23 protein-coding genes are annotated in these 21,984 nt (G+C 67.0%); 11 read left to right on the top strand and 12 right to left on the bottom strand.

Annotated elements, in window-relative coordinates; all coding sequences use genetic code 11:
* Window positions 1–61 precede the first annotated feature (61 nt).
* On the top strand, window positions 62–268 hold the full coding sequence (locus tag F1193_RS08450; RefSeq protein WP_150097240.1) for an endonuclease domain-containing protein: 207 nt from the start codon (window positions 62–64) through the stop codon (window positions 266–268).
* A gap of 263 nt (window positions 269–531) precedes the next feature.
* Here F1193_RS08450 and ahcY read toward each other — a convergent pair whose 3' ends face one another.
* The 6 genes from ahcY to F1193_RS08420 all read right to left on the bottom strand — a co-directional run bounded on the left by ahcY (window position 532) and on the right by F1193_RS08420 (window position 5,960).
* Window positions 532–1,929 (bottom strand): adenosylhomocysteinase, encoded by a 1,398-nt coding sequence (ahcY, locus tag F1193_RS08445; RefSeq protein WP_150097239.1) that lies wholly within the window; start codon window positions 1,927–1,929, stop codon window positions 532–534.
* Window positions 1,930–2,050: 121 nt separating this feature from the next.
* Window positions 2,051–2,380: an HPr family phosphocarrier protein gene (locus F1193_RS08440; protein ID WP_150097238.1), complete on the bottom strand. Its 330-nt coding sequence runs from the start codon at window positions 2,378–2,380 to the stop codon at window positions 2,051–2,053.
* Between the two features lie 65 nt (window positions 2,381–2,445).
* Window positions 2,446–2,847 (bottom strand): PTS sugar transporter subunit IIA, encoded by a 402-nt coding sequence (locus F1193_RS08435; RefSeq protein WP_126401539.1) that lies wholly within the window; start codon window positions 2,845–2,847, stop codon window positions 2,446–2,448.
* Entirely contained in the window at window positions 2,844–3,407 is a 564-nt protein-coding gene (locus F1193_RS08430) for an HPr kinase/phosphorylase (RefSeq protein WP_150097237.1), read from the bottom strand. Before F1193_RS08430 ends, F1193_RS08435 begins: the two co-directional genes overlap by 4 nt.
* Before the next feature lie 19 nt (window positions 3,408–3,426).
* On the bottom strand, window positions 3,427–5,193 hold the full coding sequence (locus F1193_RS08425) for a sensor histidine kinase (RefSeq protein WP_150097236.1): 1,767 nt from the start codon (window positions 5,191–5,193) through the stop codon (window positions 3,427–3,429).
* Window positions 5,194–5,258: 65 nt separating this feature from the next.
* On the bottom strand, window positions 5,259–5,960 hold the full coding sequence (locus F1193_RS08420) for a response regulator transcription factor (protein ID WP_150097235.1): 702 nt from the start codon (window positions 5,958–5,960) through the stop codon (window positions 5,259–5,261).
* A gap of 236 nt (window positions 5,961–6,196) precedes the next feature.
* On the opposite strand from F1193_RS08420, the gene F1193_RS08415 reads away from it, so the two are divergent.
* A complete protein-coding gene (locus tag F1193_RS08415; protein ID WP_150097234.1) occupies window positions 6,197–6,988 on the top strand; it encodes a HugZ family pyridoxamine 5'-phosphate oxidase in 792 nt (263 codons plus the stop codon).
* Window positions 6,989–7,000: 12 nt separating this feature from the next.
* Here F1193_RS08415 and F1193_RS08410 read toward each other — a convergent pair whose 3' ends face one another.
* The 3 genes from F1193_RS08410 to F1193_RS08400 all read right to left on the bottom strand — a co-directional run bounded on the left by F1193_RS08410 (window position 7,001) and on the right by F1193_RS08400 (window position 8,374).
* Window positions 7,001–7,210 (bottom strand): hypothetical protein, encoded by a 210-nt coding sequence (locus F1193_RS08410; RefSeq protein ID WP_150097233.1) that lies wholly within the window; start codon window positions 7,208–7,210, stop codon window positions 7,001–7,003.
* A 190-nt stretch (window positions 7,211–7,400) separates the two neighbouring features.
* A complete protein-coding gene (locus tag F1193_RS08405) occupies window positions 7,401–8,030 on the bottom strand; it encodes a transposase (protein WP_150097232.1) in 630 nt (209 codons plus the stop codon).
* A gap of 83 nt (window positions 8,031–8,113) precedes the next feature.
* Window positions 8,114–8,374 carry a class I SAM-dependent methyltransferase gene (locus tag F1193_RS08400; protein ID WP_150097231.1) on the bottom strand — a complete coding sequence of 87 codons (261 nt, stop codon included), beginning with the start codon at window positions 8,372–8,374 and terminating at the stop codon, window positions 8,114–8,116.
* 207 nt (window positions 8,375–8,581) lie between these two features.
* On the opposite strand from F1193_RS08400, the gene radA reads away from it, so the two are divergent.
* From radA to F1193_RS08370, 6 genes are all read left to right on the top strand, one after another.
* Window positions 8,582–10,153, top strand: a complete 1,572-nt coding sequence (gene radA, locus F1193_RS08395; RefSeq protein WP_150097230.1) for a DNA repair protein RadA — start codon at window positions 8,582–8,584, stop codon at window positions 10,151–10,153.
* Window positions 10,154–10,249: 96 nt separating this feature from the next.
* The gene (locus F1193_RS08390) at window positions 10,250–10,810 is read left to right on the top strand and encodes a CvpA family protein (protein ID WP_150097229.1); all 561 of its coding nucleotides are present in this window, start codon (window positions 10,250–10,252) and stop codon (window positions 10,808–10,810) included.
* 106 nt (window positions 10,811–10,916) lie between these two features.
* Window positions 10,917–12,386 (top strand): amidophosphoribosyltransferase, encoded by a 1,470-nt coding sequence (gene purF / locus F1193_RS08385; RefSeq protein ID WP_150097228.1) that lies wholly within the window; start codon window positions 10,917–10,919, stop codon window positions 12,384–12,386.
* A gap of 26 nt (window positions 12,387–12,412) precedes the next feature.
* The gene (locus tag F1193_RS08380) at window positions 12,413–12,718 is read left to right on the top strand and encodes a hypothetical protein (RefSeq protein ID WP_150097227.1); all 306 of its coding nucleotides are present in this window, start codon (window positions 12,413–12,415) and stop codon (window positions 12,716–12,718) included.
* A gap of 4 nt (window positions 12,719–12,722) precedes the next feature.
* Window positions 12,723–13,214 carry a PIN domain-containing protein gene (locus F1193_RS08375; RefSeq protein ID WP_150097226.1) on the top strand — a complete coding sequence of 164 codons (492 nt, stop codon included), beginning with the start codon at window positions 12,723–12,725 and terminating at the stop codon, window positions 13,212–13,214.
* On the top strand, window positions 13,211–13,954 hold the full coding sequence (locus tag F1193_RS08370) for an SDR family NAD(P)-dependent oxidoreductase (RefSeq protein WP_150097225.1): 744 nt from the start codon (window positions 13,211–13,213) through the stop codon (window positions 13,952–13,954). Before F1193_RS08375 ends, F1193_RS08370 begins: the two co-directional genes overlap by 4 nt.
* 46 nt (window positions 13,955–14,000) lie before the next feature.
* Here F1193_RS08370 and F1193_RS08365 read toward each other — a convergent pair whose 3' ends face one another.
* On the bottom strand, window positions 14,001–14,693 hold the full coding sequence (locus F1193_RS08365; protein WP_150097224.1) for an orotate phosphoribosyltransferase: 693 nt from the start codon (window positions 14,691–14,693) through the stop codon (window positions 14,001–14,003).
* Window positions 14,690–15,772 (bottom strand): dihydroorotase, encoded by a 1,083-nt coding sequence (pyrC, locus tag F1193_RS08360; RefSeq protein ID WP_150097223.1) that lies wholly within the window; start codon window positions 15,770–15,772, stop codon window positions 14,690–14,692. The genes F1193_RS08365 and pyrC overlap by 4 nt, the downstream gene beginning before the upstream one ends.
* A 263-nt stretch (window positions 15,773–16,035) precedes the next feature.
* Here pyrC and F1193_RS08355 point away from each other — a divergent pair, with 263 nt between their 5' ends.
* Complete coding sequence (locus tag F1193_RS08355; RefSeq protein WP_150097222.1) at window positions 16,036–17,058, top strand: hypothetical protein; 1,023 nt, start codon at window positions 16,036–16,038, stop codon at window positions 17,056–17,058.
* Here the strand turns inward: F1193_RS08355 and F1193_RS08350 are convergent.
* Complete coding sequence (locus F1193_RS08350) at window positions 17,035–19,323, bottom strand: lysylphosphatidylglycerol synthase transmembrane domain-containing protein (protein WP_150097221.1); 2,289 nt, start codon at window positions 19,321–19,323, stop codon at window positions 17,035–17,037. The two genes, F1193_RS08355 and F1193_RS08350, sit on opposite strands and share 24 nt — an antisense overlap.
* A gap of 240 nt (window positions 19,324–19,563) precedes the next feature.
* Here F1193_RS08350 and F1193_RS08345 point away from each other — a divergent pair, with 240 nt between their 5' ends.
* Entirely contained in the window at window positions 19,564–21,444 is a 1,881-nt protein-coding gene (locus tag F1193_RS08345; protein ID WP_150097252.1) for a nucleoside-diphosphate sugar epimerase/dehydratase, read from the top strand.
* A gap of 154 nt (window positions 21,445–21,598) precedes the next feature.
* Complete coding sequence (locus tag F1193_RS08340; RefSeq protein WP_150097220.1) at window positions 21,599–21,982, top strand: PilZ domain-containing protein; 384 nt, start codon at window positions 21,599–21,601, stop codon at window positions 21,980–21,982.
* The last annotated feature ends 2 nt before the right edge of the window (window positions 21,983–21,984 follow it).

Genomic DNA, 21,984 nt, shown 5'->3' with positions numbered 1-21,984 from the left:
GGCCGGGTGGCTTCGAGATTCGGGCTTCCGGGTTCGGATTTCGACGCGTCGCCTCGGTACGATGCGCGGTGCCAATCAGCCTCGAACCCATCTTGCGCGCCACTTGCGTCGGCAGTCGACGGATGCCGAGACCGCGCTTTGGCAGCGCCTGCGCAGCCGCGCTCTGCTCGGGAGGAAGTTCGTCCGGCAGGTGCCGATCGACCGTTTCGTGGTGGACTTCGTCTGCCGGGAGGAGCGGCTCATCGTCGAGGTCGATGGCGGCCAGTAACGCGTAGGGCGGATCAGCCGAAGGCGTGATCCGCCGCTGACGCGCCGACGAACGGCGCACGACGCTCTCGCGATTGCGCCCTGCGCCTGCGTTCACCCCGGGATCGTTCCCAGCGTCATCATCGCTCCCGGCGTCATCCCGGCCGAGCGTCAGCGAGAGCCGGGATCGTCCTCAGGAAAGGGCACCCCTTTCTGAAAACGGTCCCGGGTCGCAGGCCTGCGGCCCTTGCCCGGGACGACGACCTTACACCCTGCGCGCTGTGCTCAATACCGGTAGGTTTCCGGCTTGAACGGGCCCTCGGCCGGCACGTCGATATACTTGGCCTGCTTGTCGGAGAGCTGGGTCAGCTTCACGCCGATCTTGTCGAGGTGCAGCCGCGCCACCTTCTCGTCGAGCTTCTTGGGCAGCGTATAGACCTTCTTGTCGTAGGCGCCGGGCTTGGTGAACAGTTCGATCTGCGCCAGCGTCTGGTTGGTGAAGGAGGCGCTCATCACGAACGACGGGTGGCCCATGGCGTTGCCGAGGTTCACCAGGCGGCCTTCCGACAGCAGGATGATGCGCTTGCCTTCCGGGAACTCGATCTCGTCGACCTGCGGCTTGACGTTGTGCCACTTGAGGTTCTTGAGCGTCGCCACCTGGATCTCGGAATCGAAGTGGCCGATGTTGCAGACGATGGCGCGGTCCTTCATCGCCCGCATGTGGTCGATGGTGATGACGTCGACATTGCCGGTGGCGGTGACGAAGATGTCGGCGCGCGGCGCGGCATCCTCCATCGTGGTGACCTCGTAGCCTTCCATCGCCGCCTGCAGCGCGCAGATCGGATCGATCTCCGACACCAGCACCCGGCAGCCGGCCTGGCGCAGCGAGGCGGCCGAGCCCTTGCCGACGTCGCCGAAGCCGGCGACCATCGCCACCTTGCCGGCCATCATCACGTCGGTGCCGCGGCGAATGCCGTCGACCAGCGACTCGCGGCAGCCATAGAGGTTGTCGAACTTCGACTTGGTCACCGAGTCATTGACGTTGATGGCGGGGAACAAGAGCTTGCCCTCGCGCTCCATGATGTAGAGGCGGTGGACGCCGGTCGTGGTCTCCTCGGTGACGCCGCGGATCGAGCCGGCGAGCTTGGAGTACCAGCCCGGCTTGTGCTTGAGGCGCCGCTTGATGGCGGCAAACAGCACTTCCTCTTCCTCGCAGGTCGGCGTGTCGAGGAACGCGACATCGCCCTGCTCGGCGCGCAGGCCGAGATGGACCAAGAGCGTGGCGTCGCCGCCGTCGTCGAGGATCATGTTGGGAGCGCCGCCGTCGGCCCACTCGAAGATCTTGTGGGTGTACTCCCAATAGTCCTCCAGGCTCTCGCCCTTGACGGCGAACACCGGGATGCCGCGGTCGGCGATGGCCGCGGCGGCGTGGTCCTGGGTCGAATAGATGTTGCACGACGCCCAGCGGATGTCGGCGCCGAGCGCGGCCAGCGTCTCGATCAGCACCGCGGTCTGGATGGTCATGTGCAGCGAGCCGGCGATGCGCGCGCCCTTCAAGGGCTGCGCCGGGCCGTATTCGGCGCGGGTCGCCATCAGGCCGGGCATCTCGGTCTCGGCGATGTCGATCTCCTTGCGGCCCCACTCGGCGAGAGCGATGTCCTTGACCACGTAATCCTTGCTCATAACCACCTCGGCATATGGATCGGGCACGGCGGGGCGAGCCCGGCCGCGTTCGGCGCTGGTCTAGCAGACCCGCCCCCCGAGTCAATAAACATATAAAGATTTCTTTATGCCGCCGGAGGGGCTACTCGCCCTCGCCGAACCGGTCGGCGACCAGCGCGCTCAGCGCCTCCATCGCCTCCTGGGCCTGCGGGCCGCTGGCGGCGATCTCGATCGAGGTGCCGGGCGCGGCGGCCAGCATCATCAGCCCCATGATCGAGGTGCCGCCCACCGTCTCGCCGCAGCGCGAGACGGTGATGTCGGCCTCGAAGGTCTCCGCCAGCATCACGAACTTGGCCGAGGCGCGCGCGTGCAGGCCGCGCTTGTTGACGATCAGGAGCTCGCGGCGCAGCGCGCCATCGCATCCCGCCGCCTCGCCATTGTGGCCGCCGCCGTTCGCCTGGGACTCGTTCATGATGGCGCCACCCCCATTGCGACACCGCAGGTTTCCGGTCCGGGCGGCGTGCGGCGACGCCTGGTTCACTTCCCGTTCAGCAGCCGGCTCGCGATGTAGATGTATTTACGGCCAGCTTCCTGCGCTTGGCAAACGGCGTCGGCGAGCGGCATTTCGTCCCGCACCGTGGCGAGCTTGACCAGCATCGGCAAATTGATCCCGGCCACTACCTCGATTCCCGGCCGGTTCATCACCGAGATGGCAAGGTTGGAGGGGGTGCCGCCGAACATGTCGGTGAGCAGCACCACTCCTTCTCCGCTGTCGACCGCCTCGACCGCGGCGATGATCTCGTGGCGGCGCTGTTCGATATCGTCGTCGGGACCGATGGTCACGGTCTCGATCTGCCGCTGGGCGCCCATGACGTGTTCCAGGGCAGCGCGAAACTCGACGGCCAGCCGCCCGTGGGTAACCAATACCAGACCGATCATGCCCCCGCTCCGCCGGAGACGGAGCTATGCCCATCTCCCGGACCGCCGGCATCATTGCCGCACCGGTTCCCCCAGCGCAAGTGGTGGTCCCACAGGGCCGCGGCGGAGGGGACGCGCCGGCCGGCGATCAGGGCCGCCACCAGGGCCAGCGGATCGGCGCCGGCGGCGACCGGAAGGCGCGCCACCTCGACGCCGAAAACGCGTGTCCGGGCGCTGTCCGCCGCCGGCATCCGGGCGCCGTCCTCGGCGGCGAGATCGACGATCAGCCCGGCCACCGCCAGCGGCTCGTAGGGGAGCGGCAGCACGCCGAGGCCGCGCACCTCGATCAGACCGGCAATGTTGGGGGCGGGCGACACCAGGAGCCGGCCAGAGGCCGCCGCCAGCGCCACGCGGTCGTCGCCGACCAGGCGGGCGAAGGGGAGCGTGCCGCCGGCCTCGGCCAGGCGGATCAGCCCGAGCGCGAGGCGCGACTTGCCGGAGCCGGAGGGGCCGCGAATCACCACCGCGCTCTCGCCCACCAGCACCGCGCTGGCATGGATCGTCCGGCCGGTGGCGAGCATGGCGGCCCCCGTCGCGCGCTCACGCCGCCGGCAGGCGGACGACGAAGCGGGCGCCGAGAACGGCGTCGTCGCCATCCTCGGCCGGCCCGGTCCGGTTCTCGGCCCAGATGTCGCCGCCATGGGCCTCGACGATCTGGCGCGAGATCGACAGGCCGAGCCCGGAATTCTGGCCGAAGCCCTGGTTGGGCCGGTCGGTGTAGAAGCGGGTGAAGATCTTCTCCAGCGCGTCGGGGCTGATGCCCGGGCCGTCATCCTCCACCGTGATCTCGATCTCGTCGGGCAGGCGGCGGCAGGTCACCTGCACCGTGCCGCCCTGCGGCGAGAACGAGCGGGCATTGTCGATCAGGTTGTGGACCACCTGCCCGAGCCGCGAATCGTGGCCCGGCACCACGAACTGGCGGGCCGGCGCCACGCCGGCAAGCTCGACGAAGCTGGCGAGGACGTTCACCCCGTCGTCGCGCCGCACCTCGTTGGCGACGGTGACCACCGCCGACAGCAGCTTCACAAGGTCGACCGGCTCGGCCACCTGGCGCTGCAGCTCGGCATCGAGCCGGCTTGCGTCGGAGATGTCGGAGATCAGCCGGTCGAGCCGCTTGACGTCGTGCTGGATGATCTCCAGCAGCCGCCCGCGGCTCTCCTCGCTCCGGGCGAGCGGCAGCGTCTCCACCGCCGAGCGCAGCGAGGTGAGCGGGTTCTTCAATTCGTGCGCGACGTCGGCGGCGAAGCTCTCGATCGCCTCCATGCGCCGGTAGAGCGCGTCGGTCATGTCGCGCAGCGCGCCGGACAGATGGCCGATCTCGTCGGCGCGGGTGGTGAAGTCGGGAATCTCGACCCGGCCCTTGATGCGCCGGCGCACCCGCTCGGCGGCGTCGGCGAGCTTGTGCACGGGGCCGGCGATGGTGCCGGCCAGCAGCACCGACAGCACCATCATCACCAGCGCCGCCACCACGAACACCCGCACGATGACGAAGCGCTCCTGCTCGACCAGCGCGTCGATCTCGCCGCCCTGCGTCGACAGCAGGAGCGCGCCGAGCACCGCCCGGAACCGCTGGATCGGCACCGCGACCGAGACGATCACCTCGCCGCGGTCGTTCATGCGCACCATGCTGGACTTGGCTCCCGCCAGCGCCTGGGCCACCTCGGGATAGCTCTTGCCGGCACTGGCCGGCAGATCCTTGTAGAAGGGCAGCGCGCCGCGGGTGAACCAGCGCTGCACCTCGCCCCAGATCTTCTCCAGGCCGCTGGCCTTGTCGACCGGCGGCGGCAGATCGAGCCGCAGGATGTCGCCGCGTCCGTAGAGGCCGCGGCTGTCGAGCACCAGCATGCCGTCGCGGTCGTAGATGCGCGCGCGCGTCTTGGTCGGCGACACCAGCCGGCGCAGCAGCGGCGCGACGCGCTCCGGATTGATCGGGAATTCGAGCGGCGAGACGGCGTCGTCGGAATAGGACTCGCCGAGCTGCTGTTCGAGCAGCCGGTTGGGATCGATGGTGATGGTGTTGGTCTCGACCGTGGCCGACGCCGCCACCGCGCCGGCCATGATTTCGCCCTGGATCAACAGGCTCTGGATGCGCGCATCGATCAGCCCGGCCCGGAACTCGGACAGATAGAGGATGCCGGCGACCAGGGCGACGAGGCCGGTGAGGTTGAGGACGACGATGCGGCGGGTGAGGCTGGAGAACACCAGCGTCGTCGCGCTTTGGCGCAGCCGCACCGTCCAGCCGGCGGCGCGCACCTTGCGCGCGCCGCGCCGCTTGCTTGCCGGCCGCGCCTCAATGTCGGCCGTCATCGGCGGTCTGCCTGGAGCTGGGGCGGGAGCGGGGGCCGGACGGGCGCCATCGGCGGCGGTGTTCCTTATTCCTTGAAGCGGTAGCCCACGCCGTACAGCGTCTCGATCATCTCGAAATTGTCGTCGACCACCTTGAACTTCTTGCGCAGGCGCTTGATGTGGCTGTCGATGGTGCGGTCGTCGACATAGACCTGGTCGTCATAGGCCGCGTCCATCAGCGCGTTGCGGCTCTTCACCACGCCCGGCCGGTGCGCCAACGCCTGCAGGATCAGGAATTCGGTGACCGTCAGCGTCACCGGCTCGTTCTTCCAGGTGCAGGTGTGGCGCTCGGGATCCATGCGCAGCAGGCCGCGTTCCAGCACCTTGGCCGCGTCGGTCTCGCGCGGCGGCGTGACGCCGTCCTTGGGCGTGATGCGGCGCAGCACCGCCTTCACGCGCTCGACCAAAAGGCGCTGCGAGAACGGTTTGCGGATGAAATCGTCGGCGCCCATCTTGAGGCCGAACAGTTCGTCGATCTCCTCGTCCTTGGAGGTGAGGAAGATCACCGGCATGTCGGTCTTCTGGCGCAGCCGGCGCAACAGCTCCATCCCGTCCATGCGCGGCATCTTGATGTCGAGGATGGCGAGGTCGGGCGGGCTGGTCTTGAAGCCTTCGAGGGCGGACGCACCGTCCGTGTAGGTCATGATGCGATAGCCTTCGGACTCGAGTGCGATCGTGACCGAGGTGAGAATGTTGCGGTCGTCGTCGACAAGGGCGATGGTCGGCATGAAAGGGACCTTTGCATCGCGGCGACGAAGCGTCACCGGGGAATTTGGGCGCGCGGCCAAGCCGGCGCAGCCCGCGTGGCTGCGAAAAAAACCGTGATCGGGGCCGATCTGTGACCGGCTCGCGCCGACACCAATATATAGTGCGATGTCAGTTGCGCGATACCCGTCCGAGACGCTGCCGGAAGGGTGGCGGAAAGACGGCAGCCGAAAACAAAAAACCCAATACGGAGAAGGCGATGGGCAATCAGCCGCCTGACGCCGTGCCGCCGATCACCGGCACGGGCATCGAATTGCCGCTCAATCCGGCCGCCGGATTCGATGCCGCCGCACTGGCCAAGACCCTGCTTCGCACCGCCCGCGCCGGCGCGCTCGCCACCAACGATCCGCAGTCGGGCTTCCCGCTGACCACCCTGGTCAATGTCGCCACCGACATCGACGGCGCGCCGCTGCTCTTGCTGTCGGGCCTGTCGCTGCACACCCGCAACCTCGCCGCCGACGGCCGCGCCTCGCTGCTGCTGGCGGAGACCGGCAAGGGCGATCCGCTGGCCCATCCGCGCCTGTCGCTGGTCGGTCGCTGCACGCGCGTGGCGGATGCCCGCACCCGCCGCCGCTTCCTGGCCAAGCATCCGAAGTCGCAGCTCTATGTGCAGCTTCCGGATTTCGGCTTCTGGCGCATGGAGCTGGCGGCCGTCCACCTGAATGGCGGCTTCGGCCGGGCGGCCGCGGTCACCCCGGCCGACGTGCTGACCGATGTCGCCGGTGCCGAGGCGCTGATCGAGGCCGAGCCCGGCATCCTCGACCACATGAACGAGGACCATGCGGACGCGGTCCGCCTCTATGCGACGCGGCTCGCCAAGGCGCCGGACGGGCGCTGGAGCGTCACCGGCTGCGATCCCGAGGGGCTCGACCTGGCCTGCGGCGACGAGACGGCGCGGGTGGCGTTCCCGCAGCGCCTGACCGCGCCGGCCGACCTGCGCAAGAGCCTCAAGGAGATGGCCGAGCAGGCCCGCGCCAAGGTGTCGCCGTAGGCGGTGCCCGCCTCAGCGCCGCAGCTCGGCGGCGGGGATGCTGCCGACCGTCTCGGGCGACGCAACCGGGCGGACGGGGCCGGCTTCGATGAGGCCGGGCTGGGTGCGCACGGCCACCCTGTCGCGGCCGGTGTCCTCGACCAGGATCAGCGCGGCGAAGCCGACGATCGCCGCGCCGACCGCCAGCAGGCCGTATTCGATGCCCGTCGCCACACGGCGCATCAGGGTGATCCGTCGGAGATTCCGTCTCAAAGCAACACTCACGCGCGCCTCCCACGATCAAGAGATGGAGTCCGGCTCACGAGGCCGGAGACGCGTAGTCCGCCCGCCGAAGGCCGCCGCGCACGTCCGGCGCTCGGGCAAGGCCGTCTTCCGGGATTGCGAACGGCGTGTCCGGAAGGCCGCGCCAAGCCTAGGCGCCCGGTGGTGACCGAAAGGTTAACGAAACCTCTCCGCGATCGGGCGAATTTGCGACAAATCGTCCGGCAAGCCGGATCGGGGATCGCAGGATCCGGATAATAGTCTCGGCCTCCGTCAACATCCGGGCGATCTCACCGTCCAGATGTGCCGCCGTGCGGTTCGCATCCAGCCCGGCCGCGGCCTTCACCTTGGTGCCGTCCAGCGCCACCAGCCCCAGCCGGATCAGGCCCGCCTCGCGGCACAGCTCCAGGACCTGCAGGAACAGACCCTTCATCCGCTCCGCATGGCGTTGCCGGAAACGCGCGATCACCGAGTGATCGGGCACGTGCTCGCCGACGATGAACCGGTAGCCCGCATCGCGCTCGCACAATCTCTCGATCGCCCGGCTGGAGCGGACGCCATGGCTATAGGCGTAGATCAGCAGGGCGAGCAGAACCCGCGGCGCGAACGGCGCCTGGCCGGCCCGCCCGATCTTGCACGTCGCCTCGAACTTGGAGAGGTCCATCAGCGCCACGGCGTCGACGATCAGATGAACGATGTCGCCTTGCGGCAGCCAGTCCATCATGTCGACCGGCAACAAGAAGCGCTGGCGGCGATCAGGTTCGCGGAAATAGTGGGCCATGCGGAAACTCGGGCAACACAATCGAGCGCGAAGCGAACTGGCAAAGCCAGCGAAATTTACTATAGATTGTGCATAGATGTACGTCAACTATAGATTGATGAGTTTGCAACAGGCGCTATACCGACGATTTTTCGTTCTGGAAAATGCTTTTGAAGAACCTTTAGCGCTCTTCCGGTTCCACTGCCAACGTCGAGGATACTATTTACCCCATTAAACTCAATAAGAGCGGACAATATCGCCAGAGACAAGGCATGCTCATCATGAGATTCGACGTGCATATCGTCATATGCGCCAGCTGTCCTGCGGTGGTACTCACGTTGAAGAAGAACATCTTGACTGGACATTTCGTCTCCATTTGACTCAGTGTGCCACCGTTTTGGCAACCTAGAGTAACGCAATGCGATCTTTGCGGGAAGATCGTCGGCCGTGTGCATGGTAGTCACTGAACCCCAGTGATGTTCGTCCTGCGGACGAGGCGGGACGCCCACCGCTCTTCGACGCCGGCCGCGACTCAGCGTTGACTTCCGGATTGATTCCGTCTCGATGGCGCCATGGCCAAGCGCACCGTCAATTTCGTCTGCCAAGCCTGCGGCGCGGTGTCTTCGCGCTGGCAGGGCAAGTGCGACGCCTGCGGCGCGTGGAACTCCATCGCCGAGGAGACGAGCCCCCTCGTCAGCGCCCCGGCCGCCCAGCGCCCCGGCCGCAAGGGCCGCCTCGTTGCGCTGGAGACGCTGGCCGGCGGCAGCGCCGACGCGCCGCGCACCCCGAGCGGCATCCATGAGCTCGACCGCGTCACCGGCGGCGGCTTCGTGCGCGGCTCGGTGATCCTGATCGGCGGCGACCCCGGCATCGGCAAGTCGACGCTCCTCATCCAGGCCGCCGCCGCGATGGCCGGCCGCGGCGAGGGCGTGGTCTACATCTCCGGCGAGGAGGCGACCGGCCAGGTGCGGCTTCGGGCCGAGCGGCTCGGCCTTGCCGGCGCCAAGGTGGCGCTCGCCGCCGAGACCAATGTCGAGGACATCCTGGCGACGCTGTCCGACGGCCCGCCGCCGCGGCTGGCGGTGATCGATTCGATCCAGACCATGTGGACCGACGCGGTGGAATCGGCGCCGGGCACCGTGGCCCAGGTGCGCGGCTCGGCCCAGGCGCTGATCCGCTACGCCAAGACCAGCGGCGCGGCGGTGATCCTGGTCGGCCACGTCACCAAGGACGGCCAGATCGCCGGTCCCCGGGTGGTCGAGCACATGGTCGACGCGGTGCTGTCCTTCGAGGGCGAGGGCGGCCACCATTTCCGCATCCTGCGCGCGCTCAAGAACCGCTTCGGCCCGACCGACGAGATCGGTGTGTTCGAGATGACCGGCAAGGGCCTGGCCGAGGTGGCCAACCCCTCCGAGCTGTTCCTGTCGGAGCGCGACCTCGGCGCGCCGGGCACCGCGGTGTTCGCCGGCATGGAGGGCACGCGGCCGCTGCTGGTCGAGATCCAGGCGCTGGTGGCGCCGAGCCCACTCGGCACGCCACGCCGGGCGGTAGTGGGGTGGGATGCCAACCGGCTGGCCATGGTGATCGCGGTGCTGGAGGCCCATTGCGGCGTCCGGCTCGGGAGCCACGATGTGTACCTGAACGTCGCCGGCGGCCTGCGCATCGGCGAGCCCGCCGCCGATCTCGCCGCCGCCGCAGCCCTGGTGTCGTCGCTGGCCGGGGCGCCGCTGCCGGCGGACGCGGTCTATTTCGGCGAGGTCAGCCTGTCGGGGGCGATCCGGCCGGTGGCGCACGCGGCGGCGCGCCTCAAGGAGGCGATGAAGCTCGGCTTCAAGCGGGCGGTGTGCCCGGAGGGCGGGCGAGACCCCGTCGAGCCCGGACTCGCGCTGTCCCCAACCGGAGCGCTCGCCGGCCTCGTCGCCGACATCGCCGCCCAGGCCCCGCGCCGCGAGCGGCAAGAAGACCCGCGCCGCGAGCGGCAAGAAGACCCGCGCCGCGAGCGGCAAGAAGACCCGCGCCGCGAGCGGACGGGCGACCCGCGCCGGGAGCGGACGGGCGACCCGCGCCGCGAGCGGACCGAACCGCCGCGCCGGGAAAACCTCGAGCGTCCCCCGGCTGTCACAAGCCGGCGACAAGACGGGTGACTTTCGGCGCGCGGCAAGGGTATAGAGGGCTGCGAGCCTGTCCGTTCCATCCTTCCCGTCCCGCCCGAAAGCGCCGATTCGTTCCGGCGATATGCTATGCCGCTGACCCCTCTCGACATCGCATTGCTCGTCATCATGCTGATCTCCGGGCTGCTCGCCATGGTGCGCGGGCTGGTCCGGGAACTGTTCTCGATCGGCTCCTGGATCGCCGCCGCCGCCGCCGCGGTCGCGTTCTATCCGCAGGTGCTGCCGTTCGCCCGCCAGTACATCAGCCATGACACGCTGGCGCTCGCCGCCTCGGCCGCCGGCATCTTCCTCGTCACGCTCTTGGTGGTATGGATCCTCACCGCCCAGATCTCCGACGCCATCCTCGACAGCCGGATCGGCGCGCTCGACCGCTCGCTGGGGTTCGTGTTCGGGCTCGGGCGCGGCCTGATCGTGATGGTGGTCGCCTTCCTGTTCCTGACTTGGCTCTTGGAGGACAAGCAGCCGGCCTGGATCAAGGACGCCAAGTCCTACGCGGTGCTGCGCTCGACCGGGGATTGGCTGATGTCGCTGCTGCCGGACGATCCCGAGGCGATGCTGCGCAATCTCAAGCCGCCCACGGAGGAGGCCGAGCCCGCCGCCCGGCCGCGCCCCCCGGGCACGAAACCGTGATGGGACTTCCGGATCGGCACGCCCGGCCGCACCTGATAAAAGGCGACAAGCTGACGTGGTGACGGCTGCGGCGCCGGCCCGGGTTCCATTTCCGGCACAGCACAGGATGCACGACATGATCGGGCGCGATGAGGATCTGGACGGCGACACCCTGCGCGAGGAGTGCGGGGTGTTCGGCATTTTCGGCCACCCCGACGCCGCCGCCATCACCGCGCTGGGCCTGCACGCGCTGCAGCACCGCGGCCAGGAGGCGGCCGGCATCGTTACCTTCGACGGCCAGCGCTTCCATTCCGAACGCCGGCTCGGCCTCGTCGGCGACACCTTCTCCGATCCCGGCATCATCGCCCAGCTTGCCGGCGATTCGGCCATCGGCCACGTGCGCTATTCCACCACCGGCGAGACCATCCTGCGCAACGTCCAGCCGCTGTTCGCCGAGATCGACGGCGGCGGCTTCGCCATCGGCCACAATGGCAACCTCACCAATGGGCTGACGCTGCGCCACCAGCTCGTCAAGGACGGCGCCATCTGCCAGTCGACCACCGACACCGAGGTGATGCTGCACCTCGTGGCCCGTTCCAAGCGCAACCGCTTCGTCGACCGCTTCGTCGAGGCCCTGCGCCACCTGGAGGGCGCCTACGCCTTCGTCGGCCTGACCAACAAGAAGCTGATCGGCGCCCGCGACCCGCAAGGGATCAGGCCGCTGGTGCTGGGCATGCTCGACGGCCACCCGATCTTCGCCTCCGAGACCTGCGCCCTCGACATCATCGGCGCGCGCTACGTCCGCGACGTCGAGAACGGCGAGGTGATCGTGGTCTCCGACGAGGGCGTCGAGAGCTTGAAACCGTTCCCGCCGATGCCGCCGCGGCCCTGCATTTTCGAGTTCATCTATTTCGCGCGGCCGGATTCGATGGTCGGCGGCCGGCCGGTCTACGAGGTGCGCAAGGGATTCGGGCGCGAGCTGGCCCGCGAGACCGCGGTCGAAGCCGACGTGGTGGTGCCGGTGCCCGATTCGGGCGTGCCGGCGGCGATCGGCTACGCCCAGCAGGCTGGCATCCCCTACGAGCTCGGCATCATCCGCAACCACTATGTCGGGCGCACCTTCATCCAGCCGACCCAGACCATCCGCGAGATGGGGGTGCGGCTGAAGCACTCGGCCAACCAAGCGGTGGTGGCCGGCAAGCGCATCGTGCTGGTCGACGACTCGCTCGTGCGCGGCACCACCTCGGTGAAGATCGTGCAGATGATGCGCGACGCCGGCGCCCGCGAGGTACACTTCCGCATCGCCTCGCCGCCGATCACCCATCCCGACTATTACGGCATCGACACGCCCGAGCGCGACAAGCTGCTCGCCGCCAACCACGATCTCGACGGCATGCGCCGCTATATCGGCGCCGACACGTTGGCCTTCCTGTCGGTGGACGGGCTCTACCGCGCCATGGGGGCGGAGAAACGCGACCCGTCGCGGCCGCAGTTCACCGACCACTGCTTCACCGGCGAGTACCCGACCGCGCTGACCGACCGCAATGGCGAGGCGCCGCCGCCGCGCCAGCTGTCGCTGCTGGCGGAGGCGAGCTGAGGGCGGGGCAGCCCAGGGAGACGGAGATGGCCGAGGACATCATCGACGTCAAAGCCGCGGTGCGGATTGCGATCCGCTACCTGCAGGAACTTGGCGACTTCATTCCCGGAGAGAACATCCGGCTGGAAGAAACCGAATACGACGATGGGGGATTCTGGCTGATTACCTTGAGCACGATCGAAATCCCGCCCTCGCCCACCATCGGCGGGGAGACGATGCGGCGCGTGCTCGCGCTCGAAAAAGGAAAACGCAACTACAAGGTCTTCCGCATTGATGCGCGCAGCGGTGAAGTCAAATCCATGAAGGTTCGCCAGCTCCTGCCGATCGAGTAAACCGGTGGACATCGACCGCCTCATCGCACGCTACCGGCGCGCCGGTGTGATCCTCGATACGAATATCCTGTTGATGCTCGCTGTGGGTTCGTTTGACTCGAACTACATTTCCCAACACAAGAACACGAAAGATTTCTCAGTCGAAGACTTCCACCTGCTTGTGTCCATTGTTGACCAGATAGACCGGGTCGTTGCCACCCCGAACATCATCACCGAGACGGATAATCTTGTCCGACAAAACCCGAGAGGACAGGACATCCGCACCCAAGTTCGCGAGCTGATCTCCGTGATCCATGAAGTTCCCATTGCCTCGATCAAGGCCGTTCAGAGTGAGCGATACCCCGGTCTCGGCGTTGCCGATTGCGCGACGCTCCTTGCCTCCGACGGCGTTCTCGTGATCACCACCGACAGCGCCTTGCACGTCGCGCTCCTCGAGAACGAACGGGATGCTGTGAATTTCAACCACCTTCGAGAAGAGTTCGGAATCCTGCCATGACCCAACCTCTCGCCGGCCGCATCGCTTTGGTCACCGGCGCCTCGCGCGGCATCGGCCGCGCCACCGCCCTCGCGCTCGCCAAGGCCGGCGCCCACGTCATCGCCATTGCCCGCACCGAGGGCGGCCTCACTGAGCTCGACGACGAGATCAAGGCCGCCACCGGCGAGGGCGCGACCCTGGTGCCGCTCGACGTCAAGGATGGCGACGGGCTCGACCGGCTCGCCGCCGCCATCTGGGAGCGCTGGAAGAAGCTCGACATCCTAGTGGCCAACGCCGCGACGCTGGGGCCGATCTCGCCGCTCGCCCATGTCGAGGTCGATCATTGGGACCATCTGATCGCCGTCAATATCACCGCCACCTGGCGGGCGATCCGCGCCATGGACCCGCTCTTGCGCGCCTCGGACGCCGGCCGGGTGGTGGTGCTGTCGTCGGGCGTCGCCCAGTCGCCGCGGGCCTATTGGGGCCCCTATGCGCTGACCAAGGCCGCCGTCGACTGCATGGGCCGCACCTATGCCGCCGAGGTCGCCACCACGCCGGTGAAGGTCAATCTGTTCAATCCCGGCCCCACCCGCACCAAGATGCGCGCCACCGCCATGCCGGGCGAGGATCCCGAGACGCTGCCGCCGCCCGATGCGCCGGCCGAGAAGATCGTCGAGATGTGCCTGCCGAGCTTCACTGACTCGGGCCGCATCTACGAGTTCAAGACCCGGACGCTGAAGAGCTTCCAGCCGCCGGTGTGACTCGGAATAAGGTTCTCCGGCCCTTCGGCCGGAGACCCTTTCGGAATCAGGCGACCTCGACCGGCGCCCCACCATGGGCGAGCGACCACGGCTCGGGCGCGTTGAGGAAGGCCTCGACCTCGCCCAAAGTGTGGGCGTCGAAATAGCCGCCGTCCTTGGCCACCTGCAGCACGTCCCACCAGGTGGCGAGGTGGTGCAGCTTGAGGCCGAGCTCGGCGAGCTTGGTCTCGGCCACCGGAAAGATGCCGTAGAAGAACACCACGAAGGCGTGCTCGACCACGGCGCCGCCATTGCGCAGGCCGCTGACGAAATTGATCTTCGAGCCGGCGTCGGTGGCCAGATCCTCGACCAGCAGCACGCGCTGGCCCTCCTTCAGGTCGCCCTCGATCTGGGCGTTGCGGCCGAAGCCCTTGGGCTTCTTGCGCACATAGAGCATCGGCAGGTCGAGCCTGTCGGCCATCCAGGCGGCGTAGGGGATTCCCGCCGTCTCGCCGCCCGCCACCGCGTCGAACGCCTCGTAGCCGACCTCGCGCTCGATGGTGGTGACCGCGAACTCCATCAGTCGCCGGCGCAGGCGCGGAAACGAGATCAGCTTGCGGCCGTCGATATAGACCGGGCTCATGCGGCCCGAGGTGAAGCGGAACGGCTCGGTCGCATTGAACAGCACCGCCTTCACCTCCAGCAGCATGCGGGCGGTCTCGCGGGCGATCAGGCGCTTGCCGTGGAACGTGTCGGTCATGGAGTCCTCGTGTCAGACCGGGCGGGCACCGGCCGTCCGTCGACGCGCCAGGCCATGCGGGTGCCGCCCAGGAAGGGGTGGAGCGTGCCGAGCCCCTGCACCGGCACGTCCTCCGGCACGTCGGTCTCCTCGGCGGTCAAAGCGATGCGGTCGCCATTGAGCGGCAGGCCGTAGAAGCGGGCGCCGTTCTCGGCGGCGAAGGCCTCGAACTTGTCGAGCGCGCCCTCCTCGGCGAACACCTGGACGTAGGCGGCAAGCGCGGTCGGCGCGCAGAACAGGCCGGCGCAGCCGCAGGCGCTCTCCTTGGCACTGCGCAGGTGCGGGGCGCTGTCAGTGCCGAGGAAGAAGCGGGGGTGGCCCGACGTGACAGCGGCGCGCAGCGCCTGACGGTGGCGCTCGCGCTTGGCGACCGGCAGGCAATAGAAATGCGGCCGCAAGCCTCCCTGGAACAGGGCGTTGCGGCTGAAGGTGAGGTGGTGGGGCGTCACCGTGCCGCCGGTGCGCTCGCCGGCTTCGGTGACGAAGGCCACGCCGTCGGCGGTGGTGACGTGCTCCAGCGTGATGCGCAGCGCCGAAAAGCGGCGGCGGATCGGCTCAAGCACCCGCTCGATGAACACCGCCTCGCGGTCGAAGATGTCGACGGCGGGATCGCTGACCTCGCCATGGACCAGCAGCGGCATGCCGGCGAACTCCATCGCCTCCAGCACGCGGTTCAGCCGTTCGAGGTCGGTGACGCCGAACTGCGAATTGGTGGTGGCGTTGGCGGGGTAGAGCTTGGCGGCGAAAAAGGCGCCGGTGCGCTGGCCTTCGATCAGATCGTCGGGATCGGTCTCGTCGGTCAGGTAGCAGGTCATCAGCGGGTGGAAGTTCAGCCCGTGCGGCAGGGCCGCCAGGATGCGCGAGCGATAGGCGCAGGCCTCGGCGGCGCGGCGGACCGGCGGCACCAGATTGGGCATGATCACCGCGCGGCTGAACTGGCTGGCGGTGAAGGGCAGCACGGCGGCCAGCATGACACCGTCGCGCAGATGCAGGTGCCAGTCGTCCGGCCGGCGAATGGTGATGGTGGTGGGATTGGCCATGCGCCTTGTCTAGACCATCTACCGCCGACCTGCGACAGTGTTCCCCAGGATTGGAATCGGCCGCGCGATGACGCCGTGCGTGCGATTCATTCAGGCCGCGGCAGGGTTTAATTCCTATGATGACGCCACACTAGCCTCGTCGAAAGAGGTATTTCGTTAGTGCATTTTCCGCACAAGTGGACACCGGTTGTGCGAAAGAAAATGCGACAAACCAAAACTTAGAGCGTCAGATCGGATCCCGCTCTAGATCGTGGAGCACCGTTGTGGGCTGGAAAATAGTCCGATCTGTTTTTATTTTGTCACTGATTGTCGTCGTATTTCTCATTATAACAAAAATCGGCATTGAGATAGCCGCGCTGTCAAAGGCAGCCACCATATCAAAGGCATCCTCTGAGATTTCAACAGACAAAGATCGTCTTGCGATCGAAATGACGCGACATATTCACGCATCCTTCGTAAAATCCAGCCAACTTCCGAGATACAAATCCATTTTATACATATTATCAAGTCGGCATATTCCGCAGTTTTTCCGCGTCAATCAGGAAGCTGTCGATCTCTTGTTCCCCTACGGGCTGTGCGATTCCGCGGCGCGAGCCCTGATATTCCTGCTCGAATCCCGGGGGATCGATGCGGACCAAATCAACATCGTAGACGACACGACGGGCCACTCCGGCGTGGTCGCAGAGATTGATGGCGGCAGGCACATTTTCTTGGATCCGTTCTTCGGAGTCGTCCCCCTGCAGGATGGGCGGATTGCAGGACCCGAACCCGTCCTGACGCGCTCCGGGAGGCCGATGCAATGGCATGCTGTTGCCGCTTCCGGTCGCGCGGATTTTTACTTGGAAATGCACTCGCCGAGATTTGCCCGCCAGGGCGACACACTCAACATCGAAGTCGAAGTACCGATTGGCGCCGGCGAGCAAATGCACATCGGCACCGTTGATGGATCATCAAAAGATGTTCGGCGCAATTCTTCCCATCTCAAGCTGACGACATTTTGGGACTATTTGGGAAGTCGCTACGACAGATCCTGGGTAAGAACAATGCGATTCAAAAACGATGCAGAAATTACAATATTTACTATCAACAAAATGAACAAATATTTCGTTAAAACAAATGTTGATCCGATTAATTCCGGAGAAAAGTATATCAATTATCGAATTCGCGGCGGTGATTCGCTGATTTTTTATGACGGACTTGCAGAGATTGATTGGCTTTCATTTTCTGGATATCAAGAGATTGATGCCATCCTGATCACAGGTTTACCCAGTGGCGACGGAAGGTGACTCGCGGTTGGGAGCGTCGCTCCAAGTCGTCGTTGAGGAACGACCAGGCAGGTTCATGGCGACGAGCAGCCCGAACACGAACCAGAAGGTTCGCTGGGCGAACACGTCGTGAACCAGCCCGAAGACCCCGAACACGGCCAGCGCCATCGCGGCCGCGCGGGCCTGAAGTCCCTGCCGGCCGTCGCGCTGCCGCCACAGCCAAAGCAGAACCCAGCCGACACCGGCCAGCGTCAGGATCAGGCCGGCCGCTCCCGCTTCGGCGAGCAGCCAGACCGGCACGCTGTGGATGACCTGGAAGCTCTCGCCGCGTTGCAACCGCTCCTGAACATAGCCACCGAGGCCCGCCCCGAACAGCAGATGCCGGCGCCACAGCGCCAGACCGTCATTGATGGTCTGCCACCTTTCGGCATCGGAGCTTTGCCGGTTTGCCGCCAAATCCGCGGACAATTCGGCTTTTGGACTGTGTGCCCGCCAATCGCCCGCGACCTGCCGGCCGATCGCCGTGGCGAAGCCGTTGAGCGGCTCCAGGGTCGGCGCGGCCGTCCCCAGCACGGTCGCGGTGGCGAGAGCGGCGGCGAACACCGACAGGCGTTGCCACCGCGGCCGGGACGCGAAGGCGGCGCCCAGCACGATCAGCACGCCCAGCGTGACAAAGGCCGCGCGCGACAAAGTGAGGTAGGTAGCGAGGAACAGACAGGAGGCCGAAAACCAGTGCCACCGCCAGTGCCACCGCCAGTACCTCGGACCGACATCGCGAAATACGAACAGCCACGCCACCACGAGGCCAATGGCCAGTTGGAACCCGAAGGCATTCCGGTTGAGCGCGAAGCCTTCGATCCAACTGCTGTTGAACCAGGCTTCATCAAACAATTGCAGATGCGCTGCCGCATAGAGACCGATCTGGATGATCGAGACCGTGAGCAGCGCCACCAGGAACACGGCCAGGACGCGAAGCCGCCCGCGGTCGCCCGCCACCAGAACCACGCCGGCGCCGACCGAGACGTAGCCGAGGCAGACGATCCAACCGAGCCCGCGATTGAGCCAGGCCCAGTCGATCGTGCCGAAGCGCACATAGCCGATGCAAAGGGCATATCCCACCACGAGGCTGAGAAGTCCGAGGCATCCCAGCACTGCCGGCGGCAGGACGGCGTGCCCGCGATGCTGACGCCACAGCAGGTAACCGACAAGACCGAGCGCGGTGAGCGCACCGGCGTCGCCGGGGCTGACCGTCGCGACATGGTTCTCGAACGGCACGCGAACCTGGAACAGGACCAGGATGGCGGTCGCGAACGCCAGGATCAGGACGAGCGCCGCGGCTCCCGGCACCGCCACCCGTCCGGCGGTGTTTGCCTCGGAGCGCCGACGATCCGGCAGAACGCGCGCCAGGATCGCCGATAGCGCGGCCCCGATCAGCGGAATGACGAGCGAGATCGTCCCGATCGTCAACGCCGACGCAACGGCCGCCGTCGGCAGCACGCCGAGAAGCCCAAGCGCCTTGGCCGCGCTGAGCTCGCGGATTCCCCAGCCGGAGAAGCTGATCGGCAGGCTGGAGGTGAACATCACGATGACCAGGGCCGCGGCAATCTGGCCTGCATCGATGCCGGCGGTGTGCGGAGAGAGCAGTACCCAATAGGCTGCCCCCATCGCGATCTGGGCGATCACGGTCAGAAGGACCGTCAGCCACAGGAGCGACCCTGTCGGCACGATGCTGGTGCAGACGCGCCACTCCTGCCGGCCCCGCAACACCAGCAGCCACGCGAAACACGCGGCAATGGTCAGCGACAGCGTCACCGCGAGCAGGTAGTCGAAGCCGCCCTCGAACGTCAGGCCAATCGTTCCGAACAGCAGGATGGCGGCGAAGACAGCCGACAGGCCCAGCACCGCGGTGGCGACCAGCCGCTCGACATAGGTTCCGACGACGCTGGCATCCACCCCGATGCCTTGCCGGGAGAGCATCGCGGCCCGTCCCAGGCTCTGTCCGACGATGTTGAAAAGGAAGATGCTCGAAATCTGGCCGACATTGTAGGCGGCGAAAGCCGCCGGCCACGCGAGGCACTCCCCCGACAAGCGCCTGATAACAAAGAGAAACCTCGCAAAGGCGATGACATAGTTAAGGCTAAGGAAAGCCAAGGCTAACAGGATGGACCCCGGCGAGTAACCGAGAATGGTTTCGACGATTCCGCTGGCCCCATAAAGCCAGAAGGTCAGCGTAACCGCAAAAATCGCCACTAGAACTGTAGCAAACGTGACCAAATTACGCTTCATTTCCGTAAATATTCCTACGTCTTCTCGAACTCGCGCGCGCAAAGTGTGCCATTTGATTCGGGAGAGAATCTACACGTCTCTGAGACTGGCGTCCGGATGATCGACGCAGTGGCGCTGGCGAACGAACGCGGCTAGACACGGTCGCCGGTGTTCAACGAGTCGAAGCCCTTGCCGATACCGTCATTGCTCACGCCATTTCGGAACGTCCGCCAAGTCGTCGTCGTCATCCACGACGCGGTGATGACGTGCCTCGCCGTGCTGGCGAGCTTCTATGTGCGGTTCGATGCGGCCGGGCTCGAAGCCCGCTGGCCGGTGCTCGCGGTGTTCCTGCCGCTGTTCGCCCTCTACGCCAGCTTGGTCTATTCGTTCTTCTCGCTCTATCGGGCCAAGTGGCGCTTCGCCTCGCTGCCGGATCTCTCCAGCATCTTCCGCGCGGTGACGGTGCTGGCGCTCAGCCTGCTGGTGCTCGATTACATTCTCGCATCTTCGACATTCTATAACGAGTTCTTCTTCGGCAAGGTCACCATCGCCCTCTACTGGGTGATTCAGATGTTCCTCCTGGGCGGGCCGCGCATCGCCTATCGCTATTATCGCTATGCCCGCACCCGCCACGGCGCCAGCGTCGAGAATGCGACGCGGGCCCTGGTGCTCGGCCGCGCCCACGACGCCGAGGTGGTGGTGCGCGCCTTCGAATCCGGCGCGCTCAAGAAGCTGATGCCGATCGCCATCCTGTCGCCGAACGCCTCGGACCACGATCAGTCGTTGCGGGCGGTGCCGGTGCTGGGCGGCTTCGACCTGCTGGAGGCGACGGTCGCCGAATACGAGGCGCGGGGCCTGCGCATCGGCCGGCTGATCGTCACCCCCTCCGCCCTGGCGCCGGAGTCCGCGCCCGACACCCTGCTCGCGCGCGCCCGCAAACTCGGCCTGCCGATCTCGCGCATGCAGACGCTGGACGAGGGCGGGGCGGTCCGCCTCGCGCCGATCGAGGTCGAGGACCTGCTGCTGCGGCCGACGGTGGCGATCGACTATCGCCGGCTGGAGGCGGCGGTCGGCGGCCGGCGCGTGCTGGTCACCGGCGGCGGCGGCTCGATCGGCGCCGAGATCTGCGAGCGCGCGGTCGCCCACCGGGCCTCGCACCTGATGGTGGTCGAGAATGCCGAGCCGGCGCTGCACGCGGTGCTGGAAAAGCTCGCCGCGCTCGATCCCGAGACCCAGGTCGAAGGCCGCATCGGCGATGTGCGCGAGCGGTCGCGGATGGATCGGCTGATGGCCGAGTTCAAGCCGGACCTGGTGTTCCACGCCGCCGCCCTGAAGCACGTGCCCTATCTGGAGGCCGACTGGATCGAGGGGGTGAAGACCAACATCCTGGGCTCGGTGAACGTTGCGGAGGCCGCGGTCGCCGCCGGCGCCCGGGCGATGGTGATGATCTCCACCGACAAGGCGATCGAGCCGGTCTCGGTGCTCGGCGCCACCAAGCGCTTCGCCGAAATGTACTGCCAGGCGCTCGACGCCGAGCTGGCGTCGGGCCCGACGCGGCTGATCGCCGTGCGCTTCGGCAATGTGCTGGGCTCCAACGGCTCGGTGGTGCCGAAGTTCAAGGCCCAGATCGCCGCCGGCGGCCCGGTGACGGTCACCCACCCGGACATGGTGCGCTACTTCATGACCATCCGGGAGGCGTGCAATCTGGTGGTGACGGCGGCCAGCCACGCGCTGGCGCCGCACGCCTCGCCCGACCAGGACCGGATCTCGGTCTATGTGCTGAACATGGGCCAGCCGGTGAAGATCCTCGATCTGGCCGAGCGCATGATCCGCCTGTCCGGGCTCGAGCCGGGGCGCGACATCGAGGTCGCCTTCACCGGCGTGCGGCCCGGCGAGCGGCTGAACGAGATCCTGTTCGCCCGCGAGGAGCCGACCGCCGATATCGGCATCCCCGGCGTGGTGGCGGCCCAGCCGGTGTTCCCGCCGCTGGCCGAGATGCGGCGGCTGGTGGCCGAGGTCGAGGCGGCGGTGGCGGCCGAGGACCGCGCCCGGCTGTTCGCGGCGATCCGCCGGGCGGTGACGGATTTCGCGCAAGGTCCGGCCGCGAAGCCCGCGGCACCGGCCGGCGCCGAAGCCGTATGATAAAGGCTCGAATGATTTCTTCGTGATCTTCGGCGCCACGCGCACCGAACGCTGCCGCTGCAAACCGGATCTTCAGCGACTGGTGCGATGCTCCGCGCGATCGGTCGGATTTCGCCTGGGCGAAACCGGGCAGCGGATTGCGGAGAGACCAGCGATGATCGAGGAGCGCCGTCGCACCAAGCGCCGCCGGACCTTCTACCGGGGAACCATCCTGCACACCGGCCGCAGCGTCAGCCTGGACTGCACCGTGCGCGACGTGTCGGTCGGCGGGGCGCGGCTCGAGGTGCAGACGGACGCCGCCCTGCCGGAAACCTTCGCGCTGGCGGTGCCGCAGCTCGATTTCGCGTCCCGGCCGGTGCGGATCGTCTGGACCCGCAACCGCGACATCGGCGTGCATTTCGAGGCGGCCGAGCCGGAGGGGCCGGCCGCCGCCAGTCTCGCCGAGCGGGTCGCCCGGCTCGAACATGATCTGGCCAAGCTGACCCGGCAGTTCGGCGAGCTGCGCATGGACATCAAGCGCTATCGCAACGAGGAATAGCC

It is taken from the genome of Blastochloris sulfoviridis, from assembly GCF_008630065.1.
Taxonomy (GTDB): domain Bacteria; phylum Pseudomonadota; class Alphaproteobacteria; order Rhizobiales; family Xanthobacteraceae; genus Blastochloris; species Blastochloris sulfoviridis.
The sequence above is the reverse complement of the archived record's forward strand: the minus strand, read 5'-3'. Positions and strand labels throughout refer to the sequence as shown.